A 19,145-nucleotide genomic window follows, 5' to 3' on the forward strand; every position below is an offset into this window, starting at 1 on the left:
TGAGGCCATTTGCCGCGACGTCAATCCCGCTTCAGGATCTCGACGTAATCCAGAATCGCCTGCTTGCGCTCGGGCGTGCCTGGATGAGTGGACAGCATGCTGGTGCGGGAGTGGTCGCCGAGCTTGGTCTCCAGCAGATCGAAAAATCTGGCGATCGCGACGGGATCCATGCCGGCCTTGCGCATCAGTTCGACCGAGCGCCGGTCGGCCTCAGCCTCGGCACCGCGAGAATAGGACAATGCGAGCAGGCCGCCGCCTTGCGTCAGGATGTCCTCGACGCCGGAGCCGATATCGCCGGCAATCAGCATGACGAGACCGGCGACGCCCGCGGCTCGATAGAGCTGCCTGAGGCTGTGCTTGTATTCGACATGGCCGATCTCGTGTGCGAGAACGCCTGTTATCATCTCGTCGTCGCCACCCGCCAATTCGATCAACTGGTCGGTGAGGACGATATTGCCGTCGGGAAGCGCGAAGGCATTGGGACCGATCAAACCGCCATTGCGAAAATTCAGGACATAGCGGTCGGCGCCGCCTTCGGCATTGGCCGCCACCTTTCGGAAGCGATCGGCGATTTCGGCCTGCCGGATCTCCGTTATGTGGCTTGGAGACAGCGCCGTCGTATCAAGCGTGTTGAGAGCGCCATAGGACATCATCTCAGAGACGACAGGCGGCGTCACGAAGATGGCGACTTCGACGAGCGCCGGCAGCGCATAACGATAGATTCCGACGGCAAGCAGAACGACCGCGACCGCGAAGACGAAGATGCGGGGATGAAACTCTTCAAGCCGATGCACCCATCCGCTTTTGCCGCCAGCGCGAAGAAAGGCATCGATTGCGTCATTGTCGGCGCTCTCGAAGACCGAGCCGTCGGCAAAGACCGCACGCCGGGGGATCGATCCGACGCGCGCCGTAAAGGAGACTTGTCCGATGGCGCCATCGGACAGAGCCGCATCTTCCTCGGTGACGGCGATGAGGCGCCCGCCCCGCGACAGCAGGCGGGCGGGAACGGCAGCGCTCGAATGCGGCGGATACCATTCCCCCATCGCGATGGTTTCTCCGTCAGAAACCAAAATCAAGCCCTTCCATGCTCATATATTCCGAACCGATGGCAGTGCCGCTGGCTTCAAACTGCGTCAAGACCTCGCCGATCTCGCCTTCGATGCGGATCGCTGTGTGCTCGGCGACATAACGCGCGAGCCGAACCGCCGCCCAGGGGCGCATCAGGCCGAGGGTAAGCACCGTCACCACGACGTTCGATATGGCGATCCAGGCATAGCGTGCACGGGAAAGATCGCTCTGTAAGACATGCCGGCCGTCGATCCGTGTCGACGACCAGACGATGTTGTGGACAGCGGCCCGATAGATGAGACCGGCAAGGCCGTAGATGATGATGAGGCCGAAGACGACCAGATACATTCCCGACACCACCATGAAGATAAGTGGATCACTCTCAACCGAGCTGGCATCAGAAGCCTGTATCCCGACGACTATGATCGCAATCAAGGCAGAGACCACGACCGCGCCCATCACGGCCGGGATGACAAGCGCGCCGTAAAGCGCGCCGAGCTTGGGATCGGTATCGAAAGGCCGGTTGCCGTAGCGGAGATTGTTGAAAATATACCGGTTGAGCCACCGGCTGGCGAAGGGCGCAAGCAGACCCAGCGACAGGACCGCGACGAGGCTTCCGAGCATGACGGAGACGAAGGCGCCGCCGGCGGAGCCGGTGAAATCAAACCGCACGTTGCGGTAGCTGGTCACGCGGGCGTTGAAACGAATGCCTCTTACGATCAGCCAGGGAAGTGCGATGAGCACGAGGATCGTGGTCACAAGCGAGAACAGCGGATGGATCGCCGCCAGAATGTTGACCACGACAAGGAAGGCGAAGACGATCAGGCGGCCGATGAATATCTGCATGCCGGTGGCGTGATATTCAAAACTGCGGCCGAGCAGGACGGTGTTGCCGTAGAAATAACGATTGCGCCGCACCTTCGCCCAGGCCGAATAGATGCCAAGCGTTACGATCGTCAGAAGAACGTTGACGATCCAGATGCCGAAATATTCCGATGCCGTGCCGGTGAACCTTGCACGCTCGAATGCGTTCGCCGCGGCGCCCGCGGACACTCGATTATCCATATTTTTGCTTCCCCCAAGCATAACAAGCCCACCGGCTCATGACGGGAATCACGCGACCGGCAGCTCATCTGAAAGCAAATCTGGCAAAAATCAACAACTTAGAATCGAAAAATCCGGGAGCCCAAAGGCCCCCGGATTGCAGATTGAAGATTGGAAGCTTGTGAAGATTACTTCATCGTCGGCATGACGAATTCCGCGCCGCTCTTGATGCCGGAGGGCCAGCGGGCGGTGACGGTCTTGGTCTTCGTCCAGAACTTGATCGAATCCGTGCCGTGCTGGTTGAGGTCGCCGAAGCTCGATGCCTTCCAGCCGCCGAAGGAGTGGTAGGCGAGCGGAACCGGGATCGGAACGTTGATGCCGATCATGCCGATATTGATGCGCGAGGCAAAATCGCGGGCGGCATCGCCATCGCGGGTGTAGATCGCAACGCCGTTGCCGTATTCGTGCTTCATCGGCAACGACAGCGCTTCCTCATAGTTGTTGGCGCGAACGACGGAGAGGACAGGTCCGAAGATCTCGGTCTTGTAGATATCCATCTCAGGCGTGACGTGATCGAACAGGCAACCGCCGACGAAGTAGCCGTCTTCATAGCCCTGGAGTTTGAAATCGCGGCCGTCGACGACGAGCTTGGCGCCTTCCTCGATGCCGCGGTCGATCAACCCGCGAACACGGGTATAGGCTTCCTTGGTAACGAGCGGGCCCATGTCGGCCTTGTCGTCAGTATAGGGGCCGATGCGCAGGGATTCGATCTTCGGCGTCAGCTTCTCGACGAGGCGGTTGGCGGTCTCTTCGCCGACCGGAACGGCAACCGAGATCGCCATGCAGCGCTCGCCGGCCGAACCGTAGCCTGCGCCCATCAGCGCGTTGACGGCCTGATCTAGGTCCGCATCGGGCATGATGATCATGTGGTTCTTGGCGCCGCCGAAGCACTGGGCGCGTTTGCCATTCATCGCCGCCGTGCCATAGACGTAGCGGGCGATCGGCGTCGAGCCGACGAAGGAGACAGCGCCGATATCGGGATCGGTGAGGATCGCGTCGACGGCACCCTTGTCGCCATTGACGACGTTGAGGATGCCGGCGGGCAGGCCGGCCTCGATCATCAGTTCGGCGAGACGGATCGGCAGGGAGGGATCACGCTCGGAGGGCTTCAAGATAAAAGCGTTGCCGCAAGCGATCGCCGGCGCAAACATCCACATCGGGATCATGCCCGGGAAATTGAAGGGGGTAATGCCGGCGCCGATGCCGACTGGCTGGCGGATCGAATACATGTCGATCGCCGGTCCGGCGCCTTCGGTGAACTCGCCCTTGGCGAGATGGGGAATGCCGCAGACGAATTCGCAGACTTCGAGGCCGCGGATGACGTCGCCCTTGGCATCCTCAATCGTCTTGCCGTGTTCCTTGGAGAGGATTTCGGCAAGCTCGTCCATGTGCTTGTTCAGAAGTTCGACGAACTTGAAGAAGACGCGGGCGCGGCGCTGCGGATTGGTGGCGGCCCATTTCGGCTGCGCAGCCTTGGCGTTTTCAACCGCGGCGCGCAGTTCCTCGACGCTTGCGAGTGCGACCGTCGCCTGGACTTCGCCCGTTGCCGGATTGTAGACGTTGCTCACGCGGCCGCTGGTGCCGGCAACATGTTTGCCGCCGATGAAATGACCGATCTCACGCATGGGTGTTCCTCCTGTTTTTGGATGGCCGACAATCGCACTTCAATTTGCACAAATCAATGCGCTGATATAAGCAACCGTTGTGCGTAAATTATAGCCCTCTCGTAGCATCAGGCGCTGCCGCTGCTTTCAAACTTGGTACGGCACGCCAACAAGTCAAACCCCAAGAGGAGGTCAAACCGATGAGCCGGAAACCCGTGGTCCGAATGGCGGAGCTGGAGATCGATCCGGACACGCTTGAAACCTATCGCGCATTGCTCACGGAAGAAATCGAAGCATCCGTCGCGCTGGAAGACGGCGTCCTTTCCCTGAGCGCTGTTTCCATCAGGGACAACCCGAACCGGATCCGGATCCTTGAAGTCTATGCCGACCAGGAAGCATACGAGGCCCATCTGCGGACACCGCATTTCCTTAAGTACAAGAACCAGACGGCGCACATGGTCACATCGCTGACACTTATCGAGGTCGATCCGATCGCAATGCTTGCCAAGCCATGAACTGGGACGATGTTCGTATTTTCCTCGCCGTCGCCCGCACCGGGCAGATCCTTGCCGCTTCGAAGCGGCTCGGGCTCAATCACGCCACGCTCTCGCGTCGACTGACTTCGCTCGAAGAGGCGCTGAAGACGCGGCTTTTCATCCGCCGCACGAATGGCTGCGAGCTGACGGCCGAAGGCGAAGTGTTCCTGGCATCCGCAGAGCGGATGGAAACGGAAATGCTCGCGGCACAGGCCAGCCTCGGCCACACCGATACGGCAATCGCCGGGACCGTGCGCGTCGGCGCGCCTGATGGGTTCGGCGTTTCCTTTCTTGCGCCGCGCATGGGCAGATTGATCGAGCGCCATCCGGAGCTGAAGATCCAGCTCGTACCGGTGCCGCGTTCTTTCTCACTCTCGCTGCGCGAGGCCGATATCGCCATCACGCTGGAGCGGCCCGAACAAGGCCGGCTCGTCTCCTCCAAGCTCACCGACTACACGCTCGGCCTTTATGCCTCGCGGGATTATCTGGCGTCACAAAGAGCGCCCGCCGATGTCGACGCGCTCAAGGCGCATCGCCGCATCGGCTATGTCGAAGACCTGATCTTCACCGCGTCACTGAATTTCTCCGGCGCAGTCATGCGGAGCTGGGATGCGGGCTTCGAGATTTCGACGGCGATCGGACAGACGGAGGCGGTACGAACAGGTGCCGGCATCGGCATCCTGCACGATTATATCGCCAGGCAATATCCGGAACTCCAGCGCATTCTGCCGGAGGTTTCGATCCGGCGCGCCTACTGGACGACTTATCACGAAACGGCGCGCGACCTCATGCGCGTCAGGACCGTCGCCGATTTTCTCCAGGAACTCGTCAGCGCCGAGCGGCACATTTTCCTTTAAGTCTCGAAAGTGTGCTTTGCCGGCTCGTCGTTCTCGTCGGGATTGGGAACCGGTGCTTCGTCAGGCAGCCTGTCCGGCTCCGGTTCCTTGATCGGAGGTACCGGCTTCCAGCCGGGCCCGGGCATCGGCGGCTGGTCGGGAATGGGTTCGTTGGGCACGGACATGACCGCCTCCCTTTCATGATTTCAGTTTACGCGACGTTCGGGGCTATTTGTCCGGCTTCAGCGATTCGGCAGCACGCATCGGCATGCTATCGATGATGGCGAAGAGCTCGCCATCGGTAATCGGCTCGCTGGCCTTGAGCTTGACGGTGCCGTCCTTGCCGAGAAGGAAAGCGGCGAATTCGCCGACCTCCGGCGCCTCGAGATCACGGCGGATGGCCTCACCGTCGAGGCCGTCAGCCGCACCGAAGAGTGGTCGAACGCCGGCGCCGGAAATCTTCAGCACCACCAGGTCGCGATCATCGAGGGCTGAGCGATCGGCCAGCAAGTGATTTTCCTGCCGGGCGGCGCGGGAATTATCCCTGTCGGCGAAAACAACGAAGACGCGGTTCTTCCACTGAAACTGGGCGAGACTTTCGACCGGCGCATAAGCGCTGTTCGTCTCGTCGATCTTGGTCGCGCCGTAGAGCAGGGTTTTCGACATGCATATTCTCCCGTTAATATGGAGAACGACCCGGTGCCGCATGGGTTCCATCGAAACGATAGGACCAGGTTTTCATTTTTGACGTGGGGGAGATGGTACGGTTGGGGGGTCTCGAACCTCCGACCTCAGGTGCCACAAACCTGCGCTCTAACCAACTGAGCTACAACCGCATAAATCGCGCTTGGCGCGACGGGGGTCACATACGAGGACTTGGCGAGGAATTCAAGTCCCATTCCTCGTCAATATACAAAAAGGCTGGACGCGAGGTCCAGCCTTTTATCTCCGATCGGTAAAGACCGATCAGGCAACCTTGAAGGAAGCCATGGCCTTTTCGGCGGCGTCCTTGGAGGGCTTTGCAAGCTTCTCGGCCACCTGCTTGGTGGTTTCCTGGATCGACTTCGCCTGCTCCACGGTGAGTTCGGCCTGCTTGCGGATGAACGAGGTCTGCAGCTCGAAGAATTCGGCCGGGGACTTGACGCCGAGCAGCGCTTCGAAGTGCGACAGCGAGTTCTCGGAATTGATGCGCAGGATGTCGATCGCCTTCAGGCCGATCTCGACCGAGCCGGCCTGAGCCGTCTGGACGGTGGCTTCGAGCGTCTTGCCGGCTTCCTCGCCAGCGGTCTTCAGCTTGGCATAGGCATCCTTCGACTGCTGAGCGCCCTTTTCGGCGAATTCACGGAAGGATTCCGTGAACTTGGACGGGTCGAAAGAAGCGATTGAAAAAACGTCGTCGGTCTTTATGGTAGCCATGGGTCGCATCCTTTGGGTTGAGGCAGCCGCTGCCTGCGTTAGTTGGATGATGCTTATATAAGACATTTCATTGTGCATTGCAACAATTATTGTGCAGTGCACAAGACGTTAACCTTTCCGGCCGAAAACCCCCTCCTCTTCTGGACCGGCATGCGCCCCGCAGTTATTAATAAGCCGTTAATTTAAGAAGGCCGACAGCGACAAGGTTCGAACATGCCCGCAGTCCAATATCCGTTCATCGATATCGCCGTGCATGCACGGGTGCGGGAACGCTTTTCACGCGGCGAGGCCATGGTGCTGTTTTCGGCCGATCTTGCGCGCCTGCTCTGGGCGAACGGTGCGGGTGCGGAGCTTTTCGGCCATTCGGCAGTCTATGACCTGCTCGATCAGGGGGTCGACCGCACCGACATCACCTTCCGCCAGCTGGAAACCGCCGCGCGCCAATTGACCTATATCGGCGACAGCCGCAGCCTGATGATCCGCATCGCCAAGGGCTTCCAGCGTGCACAGGTGCAGGCGGCGGCCGAACTGATCCGCCTTTCCCAGGGCGAAAAGGCCATCCTGTTTTCGGTGCCGGTCTCGGCAAAGCCACTCGCGGCCGGCGCATCGGCCGCCCAGATGCTGCAGGGGCTCGATGATCCCGACACGCATATGGCGGTGATCGGCGCCAATGGCGAGGTCATCGCGGCTTCGCCGGGCTTTGCCTCGCTCGGGATCTCCGAGCAGACGGCAAAGACCTTGATCAACCTTGCCGGCGCGCATCCCGACCGATTGGTGAAACGACCTGTCGCCACCGCCAGAGGCAATCTTCCGGCCGCGGTCGGCAAGCTCAGCGACGATCCGGCGCTCAATCTGCTGTTTGCGGTGGAGACCGCGATCGGTCATCTCGACCCGCTGGACGCGCCCGCGCTCGATCCAGTCGATGCGCCCACGCTCGAGCCGGTCGATACGTCCGCACAGGAAGAAAGCGTGCCGCCGGCCGAAGTGCTTCAGGACGAACCTGTCGCCGCCGCAGGCTTCACCGAAATCATCGACGCGGTCTCGGGGATCGAAGAGGTCGAGGAGGCTCTCGAGGAGATCGCCGGCGAAAGCGAACAGCCAGCCGAGACAGTCGCGGCATCCGCAGACGAGGCGATTGAAGAGACGAATCCTGCCGCGGATGCGGAGCCGGAGAGCGACGGCGGCATGATCGATCGCAGCGCGGATGAGACCACCGAGCCCGCGGCGGTCATCGAGGACGATGTGATTTCCATTGCGGAGACGGTGGAAACGGCGACGGCGGCGGAACCGCCTGTTGAGGCCAACGAAACGCCTATCGAAGACACGCCGGAAGCGGTCCACGAAGAGCCAGCCATTGAAACGCCTGTGGTCGCCGATGCCACCCCTGCCCCTCAGCTTGAGGCTGAGCCCGGCTTCGTCTTCAGACCGAACAGCCGCGCTACGCGCTTCGTCTGGAAGATCGACGCCGAAGGCCGGTTCAACGAAGTCAGCCACGAATTTGCCGAGGCCGTCGGTCCGCATGCGTCCGACATCATCGGCTCTGCCTTCGGCGATGTCGCCGCCCTCTTCAATCTCGATCCTGACGGCAAGCTTTCCGAGGCGCTGGCCCGCCGCGACACATGGTCGGGCAAGACGATCCTCTGGCCGGTCGAAGGCACCAGCCTCGTCGTTCCGGTCGATCTGGCGGCACTGCCGACCTATACCCGCAACCGTGACTTCGATGGTTTCCGCGGCTTCGGCGTCGTCCGGCTTTCCGATGCGCAGGAAGATCCGCTGGCGCTTGGCCTGACGCTCGGCCCTGATGGTATCGGCCATGATGCAGCGAGCCTCGGCCCACCCGCCGAGACCAATGCCGAGGTGGTACGCGAAGCGGAGACAGCGCTCGAAAATCCCCTGATCGAACCCGCGCTGACGCAAGAGGTCGAGGATCAGCCGTCGCAGACGGAGCCAGCGCCGGAAGAGATTGCCACCGAGCAGGCGACCATCGAGACACCTGCCCAGGAAATTGCTGCAGAAAAGGTGGAAGGCAGCGCCGATGCCGGCGACGTTTCCGCCGCCGAGCCGGTAGCGGAACTTCCGCAAGAACCGCCGGCACTTCGCATTTCGGAAACGCCCAATCGCCGCTTCTCCGACAAGATCGTTCAGCTCCACAACAGCGGTGCCGGGCTGACGGCCGCCGAACACGCCAATTTCCGCGAGATCGCCAAACGCCTCGAAGCCTTCGGCGCCAACAAGGACGAGCCTGCCGCCCCGGCGCCGATGGAACCCAACACCACGGCGCCGGCGGAACCCGCCGTCACGGAAACGGCCCGCTTCAAAGAGGCCTCCGGACCCGAAGCGTTCGAGGCCGAGACACCCACCGCCGACGAGGCAGACATACCGTCGATCGAGGAGATCGCGCCGCAGGAAGCGATCTTCAAGAATGCCGTCGAGGCGGAGCGCGAAGACGATGGCGCCGCCGAAGAACCGGCTGTCATCGCCGAGGACGAGGCGACGGAAGGGCTGGAGGAGACGGCCAGCCAGATCGAGGTTCTCACCAGCTTCATCCCGCCGCGCATCAAGATGACGGACGGGCTTTCGGTGGGAACGGTCGACCAACTGCCTGTTGCCGTGCTTATCCATATCGGCGATGCGCTGATCCATGCCAATCCGGAATTCATGCGGCTGACGGGCTACAATTCGCTCGAGGCATTGCGTGAGGTGGGTGGTATCGAAGCCCTGCTGCAGCGCCGCGAACTCGAGGAGAATGCCGCAGGCTCCGGCACCATGATGCTCGTCAAGGCCGACGATACGCTGGCGCCGGTGACCGCGCGGCTGCAATCGGTGCGCTGGGAAGACGCCAACGCCCTGATGCTGGCGCTGATGCCGGTGGAAGGCAAGGAAGATGGCCGCGGCGACGTAAACCGGTCCGAGGGCCGCTCCGAAGGCCGCCCCGAGCGGATGGTCGAGAAGGTCGCTAAACTCCAGGTCGAAGTGGAAGAATTGCGCTCGATCCTGGAAACGGCGACCGACGGCGTCGTCGTCATCGGCACGGAGGGCGACATCCGCTCGATGAACCGGTCGGCCAGCGCGCTTTTCAATTACGACGAACAGGAGACGCGCGGCAAACCCTTCGTCATGCTGTTTGCCCATGAGAGTCAGAAGGCAGTCATCGACTATCTGAACGGCCTCTCCGACCATGGCGTGGCAAGCGTGTTGAACGACGGGCGCGAAGTGATCGGCCGTGAGGCCGCCGGCGGCTTCGTGCCGCTGTTCATGACGATGGGCCAGCTCACCTCCTCCAACGGCTATTGCGCCGTCATCCGCGATATCACCCAGTGGAAGCGCACCGAGGACGAGCTGCGCAACGCCAAGGGTGCGGCCGAAACCGCCAACGCCCACAAGACCGATTTCCTCGCCCGAGTCAGCCACGAGATCCGCACGCCGCTCAATGCCATCATCGGCTTTTCCGACATGATGGCCGGTGAGCGCTTCGGGCCGATCGGCCATCCGCGTTATATCGAATATGCCAACGACATCGGCCGCTCCGGCCGGCATGTCCTCGATATCGTCAACGACCTGCTCGACATTTCGAAGATCGAGGCGGGCGAGATGGATCTCGATTTTGCTGCCGTCGGCCTCAACGAGGCGGTCTCCGAGGCCGTGGCTCTGGTTCAGCCGCAGGCGAACGGCCAGCGCGTCATCATCCGCACGGCGCTGTCGCATGCAGTGCCCGAGGTCGTGGCGGATCTGCGCTCGATCAAGCAGATCGCGCTCAACATCCTGTCGAACGCTATCCGCTTCACCCCGTCAGGCGGGCAGATCGTCGTTTCGACGTCCTATGAGGCGAATGGCAGCGTTGTGTTGAGGGTCCGCGATACCGGCATCGGCATGACGCGCAACGAGCTCGACCAGGCGATGAAGCCGTTCCGGCAGGTCTCCTCGACCCAATCGCGTCATCGCGGCGACGGCACCGGGCTCGGCCTGCCGCTGACCAAGGCGATGGTGGATGCCAACCGGGCGACCTTCTCGATCAATTCGGCGCCGAACGAGGGCACGCTCGTCGAAATCACCTTCCCGTCGCAGCGGGTGCTGGCCGGTTGATAAAGAAAAGGCAGCCAGGAGGCCGCCTTTGAATTTGGTGCTGTTCAACAAGAGCTCAGTCGATCAACGTCATGTTTCGGAGGCCGGAAGGCCCCAGGCCGCATCGTTCATGTGCGGCCCCCAAGTTAGCTTCACCTTTGACAAACCTTTCTTAACGAAAGGTTTCCATGACAGGAAATTGATAAAGGGTGAAAGCTTGTAATGTGCGATCGCTGTCAATCCTTCAGCTCGCGTAGCCCGGCGAAGAGCCCCAGCGCCTCTGGATTGGCAAGCGCTTCCTGGTTCTTCACCGGCCGGCCGTGAACGACCTCGCGCACGGCAAGCTCGACGATCTTGCCGGACTTGGTGCGGGGAATATCGGCAACCGCGATGATCTTCGCCGGCACGTGCCGCGGCGAGGCGCCGGTGCGGATGCGGGTCTTGATCGCCTTGACGAGATCCTCGGTCAACGTCACATCCGGGGCAAGGCGAACGAAAAGGATGACGCGTACGTCGTCGTCCCAGTCCTGGCCGATGCAGAGCGCCTCGACCACCTCTTCCATCTGCTCCACCTGATTGTAGATCTCGGCCGTGCCGATTCGAACACCACCAGGATTGAGCGTCGCATCCGAGCGGCCGTGAATGACGAGGCCGCCATGCTCCGTCCATTCGGCGAAATCGCCGTGGCACCAGACATTGTCGAACCGGTCGAAATAGGCGGCGCGATATTTGGCGCCATCGGGGTCGTTCCAGAACATCACCGGCATCGAGGGGAAGGCCTTGGTGCAGACCAGTTCACCCTTCTCTCCCCGCACCGGCTTGCCGTCATCGTTCCAGACGTCGACCGCAAGGCCGAGGCCGGCCCCCTGGATCTCGCCGCGCCAGACCGGCTGCAGCGGATTGCCGAGCACGAAGCAGGAGACGATATCGGTGCCGCCTGAGATCGAGGCGAGCTGTACGTCTTCCTTGATACCCTCATAGACAAAGGTGAACCCTTCCGGCGACAGCGGCGAACCGGTGGACGTCATCAGCCGCAGGCTGGAGAGATCGTGGCTGACGCGCGGCGTCAGCCCGCCTTTGCGCACCGCGTCGATATATTTCGCCGAGGTGCCGAAGATGGCGAATTTTTCGGCCTCGGCATAGTCGAACAGCACGTTGCCATCGGGGGCGAAGGGCGAACCGTCGAACAGGCAGAGCGTCGCGCCGCTGGCAAGACCGCTGACCAGCCAGTTCCACATCATCCAGCCGCAGGTGGTGAAATAGAACAGCTTCTCGCCCGCCTGCAGGCCGCAATGCAGCCGCTGCTCCTTGAGGTGCTGCAGCAGCGTGCCGCCGGCCGAATGCACGATGCATTTCGGCACGCCTGTCGTGCCCGACGAAAAGAGGATGTAGAGCGGGTGCGAAAAGCCAAGCTGCGTGAACTCGACCTCTCTTGCCTCATAGGGCGCGACAAAGGCCTCAAGCGTTAAAGCCCCCGGCGTCTTGCGCGCCACGGCCTCCGCGTCGCCGGCATAGTGGACGATGACCGTGGGCACACCCAGATTTTTTGCGACCGTGGCGACCTTGGCGCCGACATCCTGCAGCTTGCCGGAATACCAATAGGCATCGCAGGCGATGAACAGCCTTGGCTCAATCTGGCCGAAGCGGTCGAGCACACCCTGCTCGCCGAAATCAGGCGAACAAGACGACCAGATGGCGCCGATCGAGGCGGCGGCGAGCATGGCGGCGACTGTTTCCGGCATGTTCGGCATCATCGCGGCGATGCGGTCACCCTTGCCGATGCCGAGTGCTGCGAAGGCCCGCTGCAGCTTCGAGACCAGCACACGCAGCCGGTCCCACGACCAGCGGTCCTCGGCCTTGTCCTCGCCGCGGAAGATGATCGCATCGCCGTCACCGCGGCCCGACAGCAGGTTTTCGGCGAAGTTCAGCGTCGCATCGGGAAAGAAGCGCGCGTCCAGCATGCGGTCGCCATTGGCAAGCACCTCTGCGCCGCGCTCTCCCTTCACACCGCAGAAATCCCAGACGGTCGACCAGAAATTCTCCCGCTCGGCCACCGACCATGCATGCAGATCCTCAAAGCCCGAAAGAGAAAGCCCGAAATCGGCATTGCAGCGTTCCATGAAGGCATGGATCGGGCTTTTTGCAACGGCATCCTGCGAGGGTACCCAAAGTGGTCTGTTATCCTGCATTCAATCCTCCTCCCCAATGCCGTCCTTATATCATGCTGCATTGCATTATAAAGCGCGGAACCGACGCGATTCGACGCCTGGAGAATGATGCCGAAAAGTGTGAGCGATTTTAGGACGACATCATGCTCCAACTATTTAATTGAAAGTGCTACAGCGTCCTTTGCGCGTCTGAAAAGACGCGCGGCGCTGTAGGGATTTGCATATGCCTGATATTTCCTATATCCGGCGAAATCAGCGCATAACGGGATGACCGGCTGAATTTGCCGGCGGAGATCATGAGCACGTCGAGACATCGCAGGTGGCGCAGGAAGATCGGACCCGTTTCGCGCTGGCTTCCGGCCTTTGCCCGCCTGTCGACGGTATTCCTGCTGATCGCGCTGGCGCTTTTCGTGGCGCTCAGGGTTGCCGCCCCCTATCTCATCTCAACCGGCTTCGTGCGTTCCGGCATCGAGGACACGCTGTCCAAATGGACGGGCTACCATGCCGAGATCAAGGGTAGTCCGGTTCTCGAATTCTGGCCGACGCCACGCATCACGCTGAACCAGATCACCATCCGCCAACCGCGCGAAAGCGGCGACAAGCTGCTCGGCAGCATTGAAAGCCTGTCGGCCGATTTCAGCCTCATCGACGCGTTGAGAGGCCGGACGAGCTTCCACGAATTCCACCTGGTGCGCCCCAAGCTGGCGCTGACGCGCGACGAAAAAGGGTTGATCGACTGGAGTTATGCCGGCCTGCTCGCACGCGCGATCAGCGGCGTACGTTACGAAAACGGAGCTGAGGTGCTCGATCCCGATCTCGATGCCGAGATCGGCGCGGTGACCGTCGAGGACGGCACGCTTGTGGTCACCGACATCAAGTCCGCCACGACCTATCATTTCGACAGCGTCACCGCCGATATCGCCTGGCCGAGACTATCCGGCGCGATCTCGGCGGTGGTCATCGCCCGTATCAACGGCGAGGACCTGAAAGTCGATTTCGCCTCGCGCCAGCCGCTGCTCGCCTTTGCCGGCAGGAATGCCGAGACACGGACGTCGCTCACATCAAACCTTTTGACCGCGCACTTCCAGGGCATTGCCAGTATCGCCAGCCTTTCGGCCTTTTCCGGCAATATCACCGCCAGCATTCCCGATGTGCCCGCACTTCTGACATGGTCGGGCAAATCGATCCCCGGCATCGCAACGTTGAAGAGCGCCTCGCTGGAATCCGACATCATGTCGTCGGGCAACGGGCTGCGTTTCAACAATCTCAGCCTCTCGCTGAACGAAGCGAGCGCCACCGGGGTGATGGACCTCTTCACCCAACCCGGCAAACGACCGAAGATCGGCGGCACGCTCGCCTTCGACCAGATGAACCTCAAGCCCTTCCTCGACGCCTTCGCGCTCAGGCTCGCCGCCGGCGAGGCGGAGGAAATCTCCGCCGGCATCAGCGGACCGCTGCGGGTGCTGGATGTCGACGTCAGGCTTTCGGCACGGCGCGCGCAGATGGGTCTCTTCGAGCTTTCCGATGTCGGCGCCAGCATGATCGTTGCCGGCGGCGAGGCGAAATTCGATATTGGCGACAGCCAGTTCGAAGGCGGTGAAATGACCGCGCATCTGGAAGCGACGCAGCGCGATTTCGACGGCGGCGGCAAGCTGCAGCTGTCGATCCGCAATGCCGATTTCGCAGCCCTTGCCGAGCGCCTGCAGCTGAAGGGTCCGCTGCCGCTCGCAACCGGATCGCTCGATCTCGACTTGCAGTCGCCGAAGGCAATCTGGACGACTGGCCTTGCCGACGTCACCGGCAAGCTGCACTTCTGGACGGGGGAAGGCACGATTCCCGGCATCGATGCCGCAGCACTTCGGACGCAGGCGGCCGAAAAGCCGTTCTTTCCGCTGAGCGCGGCAGCAGGCGGCGCCTTCGCCTTCAACCAGCTCAACCTTCAGGCCGATTTCGCCAACGGCTCGGCCGAGATGCACGACGCCCATATCGCCGGCGCCACACAGACGCTGACACTTTCCGGCGTCATCACCTATCAGTCGAACGGGCTGGCGCTTTCCGGATCGCTGGAGGCGACCGATCCGGCCAAGGCAGCGGAGCTGCCGCTTCTGCCGTTCTTCATCGGCGGCTCATGGCCAAACCCGGTGATCTCGCCGGTTCCGCTTTTCGGCAATACGCCCCGCGCGCAATAAAGCATGTCGCGCAATAATGTGCCGCGGCGCTTTAGGCTCAGGCGCCGGCGGCTGCCGCGCGTTCGTCCCGCTGGCGCTGGATTTCACGGCGCTTGGTGACGATCGAGGCGCAGATGACACCAACGGTGACGATCGCAATCAGGATCGTGCACACCGCATTGATCTCAGGCGTCACGCCGAGGCGCACCTGGCTGTAGATCCTCATCGGCAGCGTGGTGGCGCCCGGCCCCGATGTGAAACTGGCGATCACCAGATCGTCGAGCGACAGGGTGAAAGCAAGGATCCAGCCGGAGAGCACAGCCGGCGCGATGATCGGCAGGGTGATCTCGAAGAAAGTCCGCACCGGCGGCGCGCCGAGATCCTGCGCCGCTTCCTCGATCGATTGATCGAAGCTCAACAGGCGCGACTGCACGACGACGGCGACGAAGCACATGGTCAGCGTCGTATGCGCGAGCGTGATCGTCCAGAAACCACGGTCGAAGCCGATCGCGACGAAGAGCAACAGCAGCGACAGGCCGGTGATGACGTCAGGCATGACGAGCGGCGCGTAGATCATGCCGGAAAACAGCATGCGGCCGCGAAAGCGCGTGTAGCGCACCAGCGTCAGCGCCGCCATCGTGCCGAGGATGGTTGCGGCCGTTGCCGACAGCAGGCCGACACGGATCGTCACCCAGGCGGCGTCGAGCAGGCCCTGGTTCGAGAGCAGCGAGACATACCACTTGGTGGAGAAGCCGCCCCAGACGGTGACGAGCTTCGATTCGTTGAAGGAGAAGATCACCAGCAGCACGATCGGCAGGTAGAGAAAGGCAAAGCCGAGCGTGACGGAGATGATGTTGAAACGGGTCCATCTCAGCATGACTTATTTCCCCCGCTCTTCGGCCTTGGCCTGGGCGTTCTGGAAGAAAACGATCGGGATCACCAGGATCATCAGCAGGATCGTTGCTACCGCCGAGGAGACCGGCCAATCGCGGTTGGCATTGAATTCGTTCCAGAGCGTCTTGCCGATCATCAGCGTCTGCGAACCGCCGAGCAGGTCGGGAATGACGAATTCACCGACGGCGGGAATGAAGACCAGCATGCAGCCGGCCACCACGCCAGGGATCGACAGCGGAAAGGTGACGCGCCAGAAGGCCTTGATCGGCGTGCAACCAAGATCCTGCGCCGCCTCGATCAGCGTACCGTCCATCTTTTCCAGAGCAGAATAGAGCGGCAGCACCATGAAGGGCAGATAGGAATAGACGATGCCGATATAGACGGCGGTATTGGTGTTGAGGATGATCAGCGGGCTGTCGATGATGTGCAGCGACAGGAGAAGCTGGTTGAAAAGCCCTTCCGGCTTCAGGATCGCGATCCAGGAATAAACGCGGATCAGGAAGCTTGTCCAGAACGGCAGGATGACCAGCATCACCAGCGTCGGGCGGATGGTGCGCGGCGCCTGTGCCATGCCATAGGCAATCGGATAGGCGATCAGCAGCGTGAGGAAGGTGGAGATCCCGGCAATCACCACGCTCGAGACATAGGCATTGAAATAGAGCGAGTCCTCGGTGAGGTAGCTGTAGTTGTCGAAGGAGAGCTCTCCGATCTTGCTCCAGAGCCCGGCCCAACCGTCGGCAAGCGAGAAGACGGGCTCGTAAGGCGGCATGGCGATTGCCGTCGTCGACAGCGAAATGCGGAAAACGATGAAGAAGGGCGCCAGGAAGAAGAGCAGCAGCCAAGTATAGGGGATGGCGATGACGAGGCGATTGTAGAGGCCGGACGTGAGCTTGCCCATGATGTCAATCCTTCAGCAGAATGCCGGCATTCTCATCGAAAGAGACCCAGACTTCCTGATCGTAGGTGAAGGGGTCGTCGACGGAGCGCTGCGCATTGAGGGACGAGGCCTTGACGACAGTGCCGCTCTGCAATTTTACATGGAAGACGGTCATGTCGCCGAGATAGGCGATGTCCCAGAGTTCGCCCCTGGCGGCGTTGACCGAAGCGTTGGCGGGAGGCGTGCGCCCGACCCGCATTTTTTCCGGCCGGATGGCGAAGCCGACGGCGCTGCCGGCCGAAGGTGTCTCGGCGGCGGCGACGCGCACGCTGAATCCGCTGTCGATTGATATCTCGATGGTACCGTTGCCCGATGAGGCGACCTTGCCGTCGAAGATGTTCACGTCGCCGATGAAATCCGCGACGAAGCGGGAATTCGGCGCCTCGTAGATCTCCGCCGGCGTCGCCACCTGCACGACCTTGCCGTGGCTCATGACGGCGATGCGGTCGGCCATGGTCATCGCCTCTTCCTGGTCGTGGGTGACGACGACGAAGGTGAGGCCGAGGTTCTGCTGCAGGTCCATCAGTTCGAACTGGGTTTCCTCGCGCAGCTTCTTGTCGAGTGCGCCGAGCGGCTCGTCGAGCAGCAGCACCTTCGGGCGCTTGGCAAGCGAACGGGCCAAGGCCACGCGCTGGCGCTGGCCGCCGGAAAGCTGGTTCGGCTTGCGGGAGGCGAACTGCTCCAGCTTGACCAGCTTCAGCATCTGCGAGACACGCTCGGCCATCTCGTCCTTCGACATGCCGTCCTGCCTCAGGCCGAAAGCGATATTCTTCTCGACCGTCATGTGCGGGAAAAGCGCATAGGACTGGAACATCATGTTGACCGGCCGCCTGTAGGGCGGCGTGCCGGCCATGTCGGTGCCGTCGAGAACGATTTCGCCCGAGGTCGGCTGCTCGAAACCGGCGAGCATGCGCAGCAGCGTCGACTTGCCGCAACCCGAAGCGCCGAGCAGCGCGAAGAACTCGCGGTGGTAGATGTTCAGCGACAGATCGTCGACGGCGGTAAAATCGCCAAAGCGCTTGGTGACATTCTTGAAAGCAATGAAGGGTTTTGCAGACGGATCGGTCCAAGGCGCAAAAGCGCGGCGGATATTGCCGAGAGACTTCATATTATTCCCCGAAATACAAGGTTCTGCCGGCCTCCACCCCGGCCGGTAATTGAAAGGCCCGGACGTTTCCGTCCGGGCCCAAGGCTGAATTACTGGCCGGTGACGACCTTCGTCCAGAGGCGCGTCCCCAGACGCTGCGTTTTCGGATCCCACGGCTTGACCGTGAAGAGGTTCTTCATCACCTCTTCGGTCGGATAGATCGCCGGGTCTTCCAGAATCTCCTTGCTGACGAACTGCTGCGAAGCCTTGTTGCCGTTGGCGTAGAAGGTGTGGTCGCTCGCCTTGGCGATGACCTCAGGCTTCATCATGTAGTTCAGGAACTCGTGGGCTTCCGCGACATGGGGCGCATCGGCGGGGATCGCCATCATGTCGAACCACATCTGGGCGCCCTGCGAGGGGATCGAATAATTGACCTCGACGCCGTTCTTGGCTTCGGCCGCACGGTCGCGAGCCTGCAGCATGTCGCCGGAATAGCCGAAGGCGATGCAGATGTCGCCGTTGGCAAGCGCATTGATATATTCGGACGAGTGGAACTTGCGGATATTGGGGCGGACGGCCGTCAGCAGCTCTTCGGCCTTCTTGAAATCCTCAGCCTTTGTGGAGTTGGGGTCGAGGCCGAGATAACGGAACGCCGTGGAGATGACATCCTTCGGTGTGTCGAGAACGTAGATGCCACAATCCTTGAACTTTTCGGCGACCTTTGGATCGAAGATCACTTCGAGGCCGGGCTTGACATCGGGACCGAGGATTTCAGCGACCTTCTTGACGTTGTAGCCGATGCCGTCCGTGCCCCACATATAATCGACCGCGTGTTCGTTACCGGCGTCATATTCGGCGGTGCGCTGCTGGATCACATCCCACATGTTGGAAATGTTCGGCAGTTTCGACTTGTCGAGCTTCTGGAAAACACCGGCCTGGATCTGGCGCTGCAGGAAGTCGGCTGTGGGAACGACGACGTCATAACCCGTGCCGCCGGCAAGCAGCTTGGTTTCCACGGTCTCGTTGGAATCGAAGGTGTCGTAGACGACCTTGATGCCGGTTTCTTTGGTGAAGTCGGTCAGGATGGAGTCGTCGATATAATCCGACCAGTTGTAGACGTTGACCACGCGCTCCTGCGCATAGGCCGGCGCGGCAGCAAGCAGTGCGGTAACGGCGGCGGCCGTCACGCATAGGATGGTTGACCTCATGACTTCTCCTGTTTGTTCAAAGATTCCGCACCCGGAGCATCTTTTCCCTCTGGTTTT

At 61.4% G+C, this 19,145-nt stretch carries 15 protein-coding genes and 1 tRNA gene; 4 read left to right on the forward strand and 12 right to left on the reverse strand.

The features are described from left to right. Window positions 1–20 precede the first annotated feature (20 nt). The 3 genes from G9X67_RS21600 to G9X67_RS21610 all read right to left on the reverse strand — a co-directional run bounded on the left by G9X67_RS21600 (window position 21) and on the right by G9X67_RS21610 (window position 3,797). Window positions 21–1,070: a M48 family metallopeptidase gene (locus G9X67_RS21600; protein ID WP_171599638.1), complete on the reverse strand. Its 1,050-nt coding sequence runs from the start codon at window positions 1,068–1,070 to the stop codon at window positions 21–23. Further along, window positions 1,060–2,133, reverse strand: coding sequence for a YjgN family protein (locus tag G9X67_RS21605; protein WP_171599639.1), 1,074 nt, complete (start codon window positions 2,131–2,133; stop codon window positions 1,060–1,062). Before G9X67_RS21605 ends, G9X67_RS21600 begins: the two co-directional genes overlap by 11 nt. A 167-nt stretch (window positions 2,134–2,300) precedes the next feature. Then, the gene (locus G9X67_RS21610; RefSeq protein WP_168348137.1) at window positions 2,301–3,797 is read right to left on the reverse strand and encodes a CoA-acylating methylmalonate-semialdehyde dehydrogenase; all 1,497 of its coding nucleotides are present in this window, start codon (window positions 3,795–3,797) and stop codon (window positions 2,301–2,303) included. A gap of 179 nt (window positions 3,798–3,976) precedes the next feature. On the opposite strand from G9X67_RS21610, the gene G9X67_RS21615 reads away from it, so the two are divergent. Both G9X67_RS21615 and G9X67_RS21620 read left to right on the forward strand, forming a co-directional pair. After that, a complete protein-coding gene (locus G9X67_RS21615) occupies window positions 3,977–4,291 on the forward strand; it encodes a putative quinol monooxygenase (RefSeq protein WP_171599640.1) in 315 nt (104 codons plus the stop codon). Then, the gene (locus tag G9X67_RS21620; protein WP_171599641.1) at window positions 4,288–5,169 is read left to right on the forward strand and encodes a LysR family transcriptional regulator; all 882 of its coding nucleotides are present in this window, start codon (window positions 4,288–4,290) and stop codon (window positions 5,167–5,169) included. Before G9X67_RS21615 ends, G9X67_RS21620 begins: the two co-directional genes overlap by 4 nt. Here G9X67_RS21620 and G9X67_RS21625 read toward each other — a convergent pair. The 4 genes from G9X67_RS21625 to G9X67_RS21640 all read right to left on the reverse strand — a co-directional run bounded on the left by G9X67_RS21625 (window position 5,166) and on the right by G9X67_RS21640 (window position 6,564). Beyond that, on the reverse strand, window positions 5,166–5,333 hold the full coding sequence (locus G9X67_RS21625; protein ID WP_017990318.1) for a hypothetical protein: 168 nt from the start codon (window positions 5,331–5,333) through the stop codon (window positions 5,166–5,168). The two genes, G9X67_RS21620 and G9X67_RS21625, sit on opposite strands and share 4 nt — an antisense overlap. 43 nt (window positions 5,334–5,376) lie before the next feature. After that, window positions 5,377–5,814, reverse strand: a complete 438-nt coding sequence (locus G9X67_RS21630; RefSeq protein ID WP_138334322.1) for a DUF4174 domain-containing protein — start codon at window positions 5,812–5,814, stop codon at window positions 5,377–5,379. Window positions 5,815–5,907: 93 nt separating this feature from the next. Further along, a tRNA-His gene (locus G9X67_RS21635) sits at window positions 5,908–5,984 on the reverse strand. A 130-nt stretch (window positions 5,985–6,114) separates the two neighbouring features. Further along, window positions 6,115–6,564: a phasin gene (locus G9X67_RS21640; RefSeq protein ID WP_003545621.1), complete on the reverse strand. Its 450-nt coding sequence runs from the start codon at window positions 6,562–6,564 to the stop codon at window positions 6,115–6,117. 213 nt (window positions 6,565–6,777) lie between these two features. Between G9X67_RS21640 and G9X67_RS21645 the strand changes: the two genes are divergently transcribed. Further along, a complete protein-coding gene (locus G9X67_RS21645) occupies window positions 6,778–10,647 on the forward strand; it encodes an ATP-binding protein (protein WP_171599642.1) in 3,870 nt (1,289 codons plus the stop codon). A 215-nt stretch (window positions 10,648–10,862) separates the two neighbouring features. On the opposite strand, the gene G9X67_RS21650 is transcribed toward G9X67_RS21645, so the two are convergent. Beyond that, entirely contained in the window at window positions 10,863–12,815 is a 1,953-nt protein-coding gene (locus G9X67_RS21650; RefSeq protein WP_171599643.1) for an acetoacetate--CoA ligase, read from the reverse strand. 275 nt (window positions 12,816–13,090) lie between these two features. Between G9X67_RS21650 and G9X67_RS21655 the strand changes: the two genes are divergently transcribed. Beyond that, the gene (locus tag G9X67_RS21655) at window positions 13,091–14,983 is read left to right on the forward strand and encodes an AsmA-like C-terminal region-containing protein (protein WP_171599644.1); all 1,893 of its coding nucleotides are present in this window, start codon (window positions 13,091–13,093) and stop codon (window positions 14,981–14,983) included. 37 nt (window positions 14,984–15,020) lie between these two features. Here G9X67_RS21655 and G9X67_RS21660 read toward each other — a convergent pair whose 3' ends face one another. The 4 genes from G9X67_RS21660 to G9X67_RS21675 all read right to left on the reverse strand — a co-directional run bounded on the left by G9X67_RS21660 (window position 15,021) and on the right by G9X67_RS21675 (window position 19,088). Beyond that, window positions 15,021–15,839, reverse strand: coding sequence for an ABC transporter permease subunit (locus G9X67_RS21660; RefSeq protein ID WP_138334326.1), 819 nt, complete (start codon window positions 15,837–15,839; stop codon window positions 15,021–15,023). Between the two features lie 3 nt (window positions 15,840–15,842). Further along, window positions 15,843–16,754, reverse strand: a complete 912-nt coding sequence (locus G9X67_RS21665; protein ID WP_129417974.1) for an ABC transporter permease subunit — start codon at window positions 16,752–16,754, stop codon at window positions 15,843–15,845. A gap of 4 nt (window positions 16,755–16,758) precedes the next feature. After that, window positions 16,759–17,901, reverse strand: a complete 1,143-nt coding sequence (locus tag G9X67_RS21670) for an ABC transporter ATP-binding protein (protein ID WP_138334327.1) — start codon at window positions 17,899–17,901, stop codon at window positions 16,759–16,761. 89 nt (window positions 17,902–17,990) lie between these two features. Continuing rightward, on the reverse strand, window positions 17,991–19,088 hold the full coding sequence (locus G9X67_RS21675; protein WP_064652534.1) for a polyamine ABC transporter substrate-binding protein: 1,098 nt from the start codon (window positions 19,086–19,088) through the stop codon (window positions 17,991–17,993). Window positions 19,089–19,145 lie beyond the last annotated feature (57 nt).

The organism is Rhizobium sp. WYCCWR 11152 (assembly GCF_013087615.1).
Lineage (GTDB): Bacteria > Pseudomonadota > Alphaproteobacteria > Rhizobiales > Rhizobiaceae > Rhizobium > Rhizobium indicum.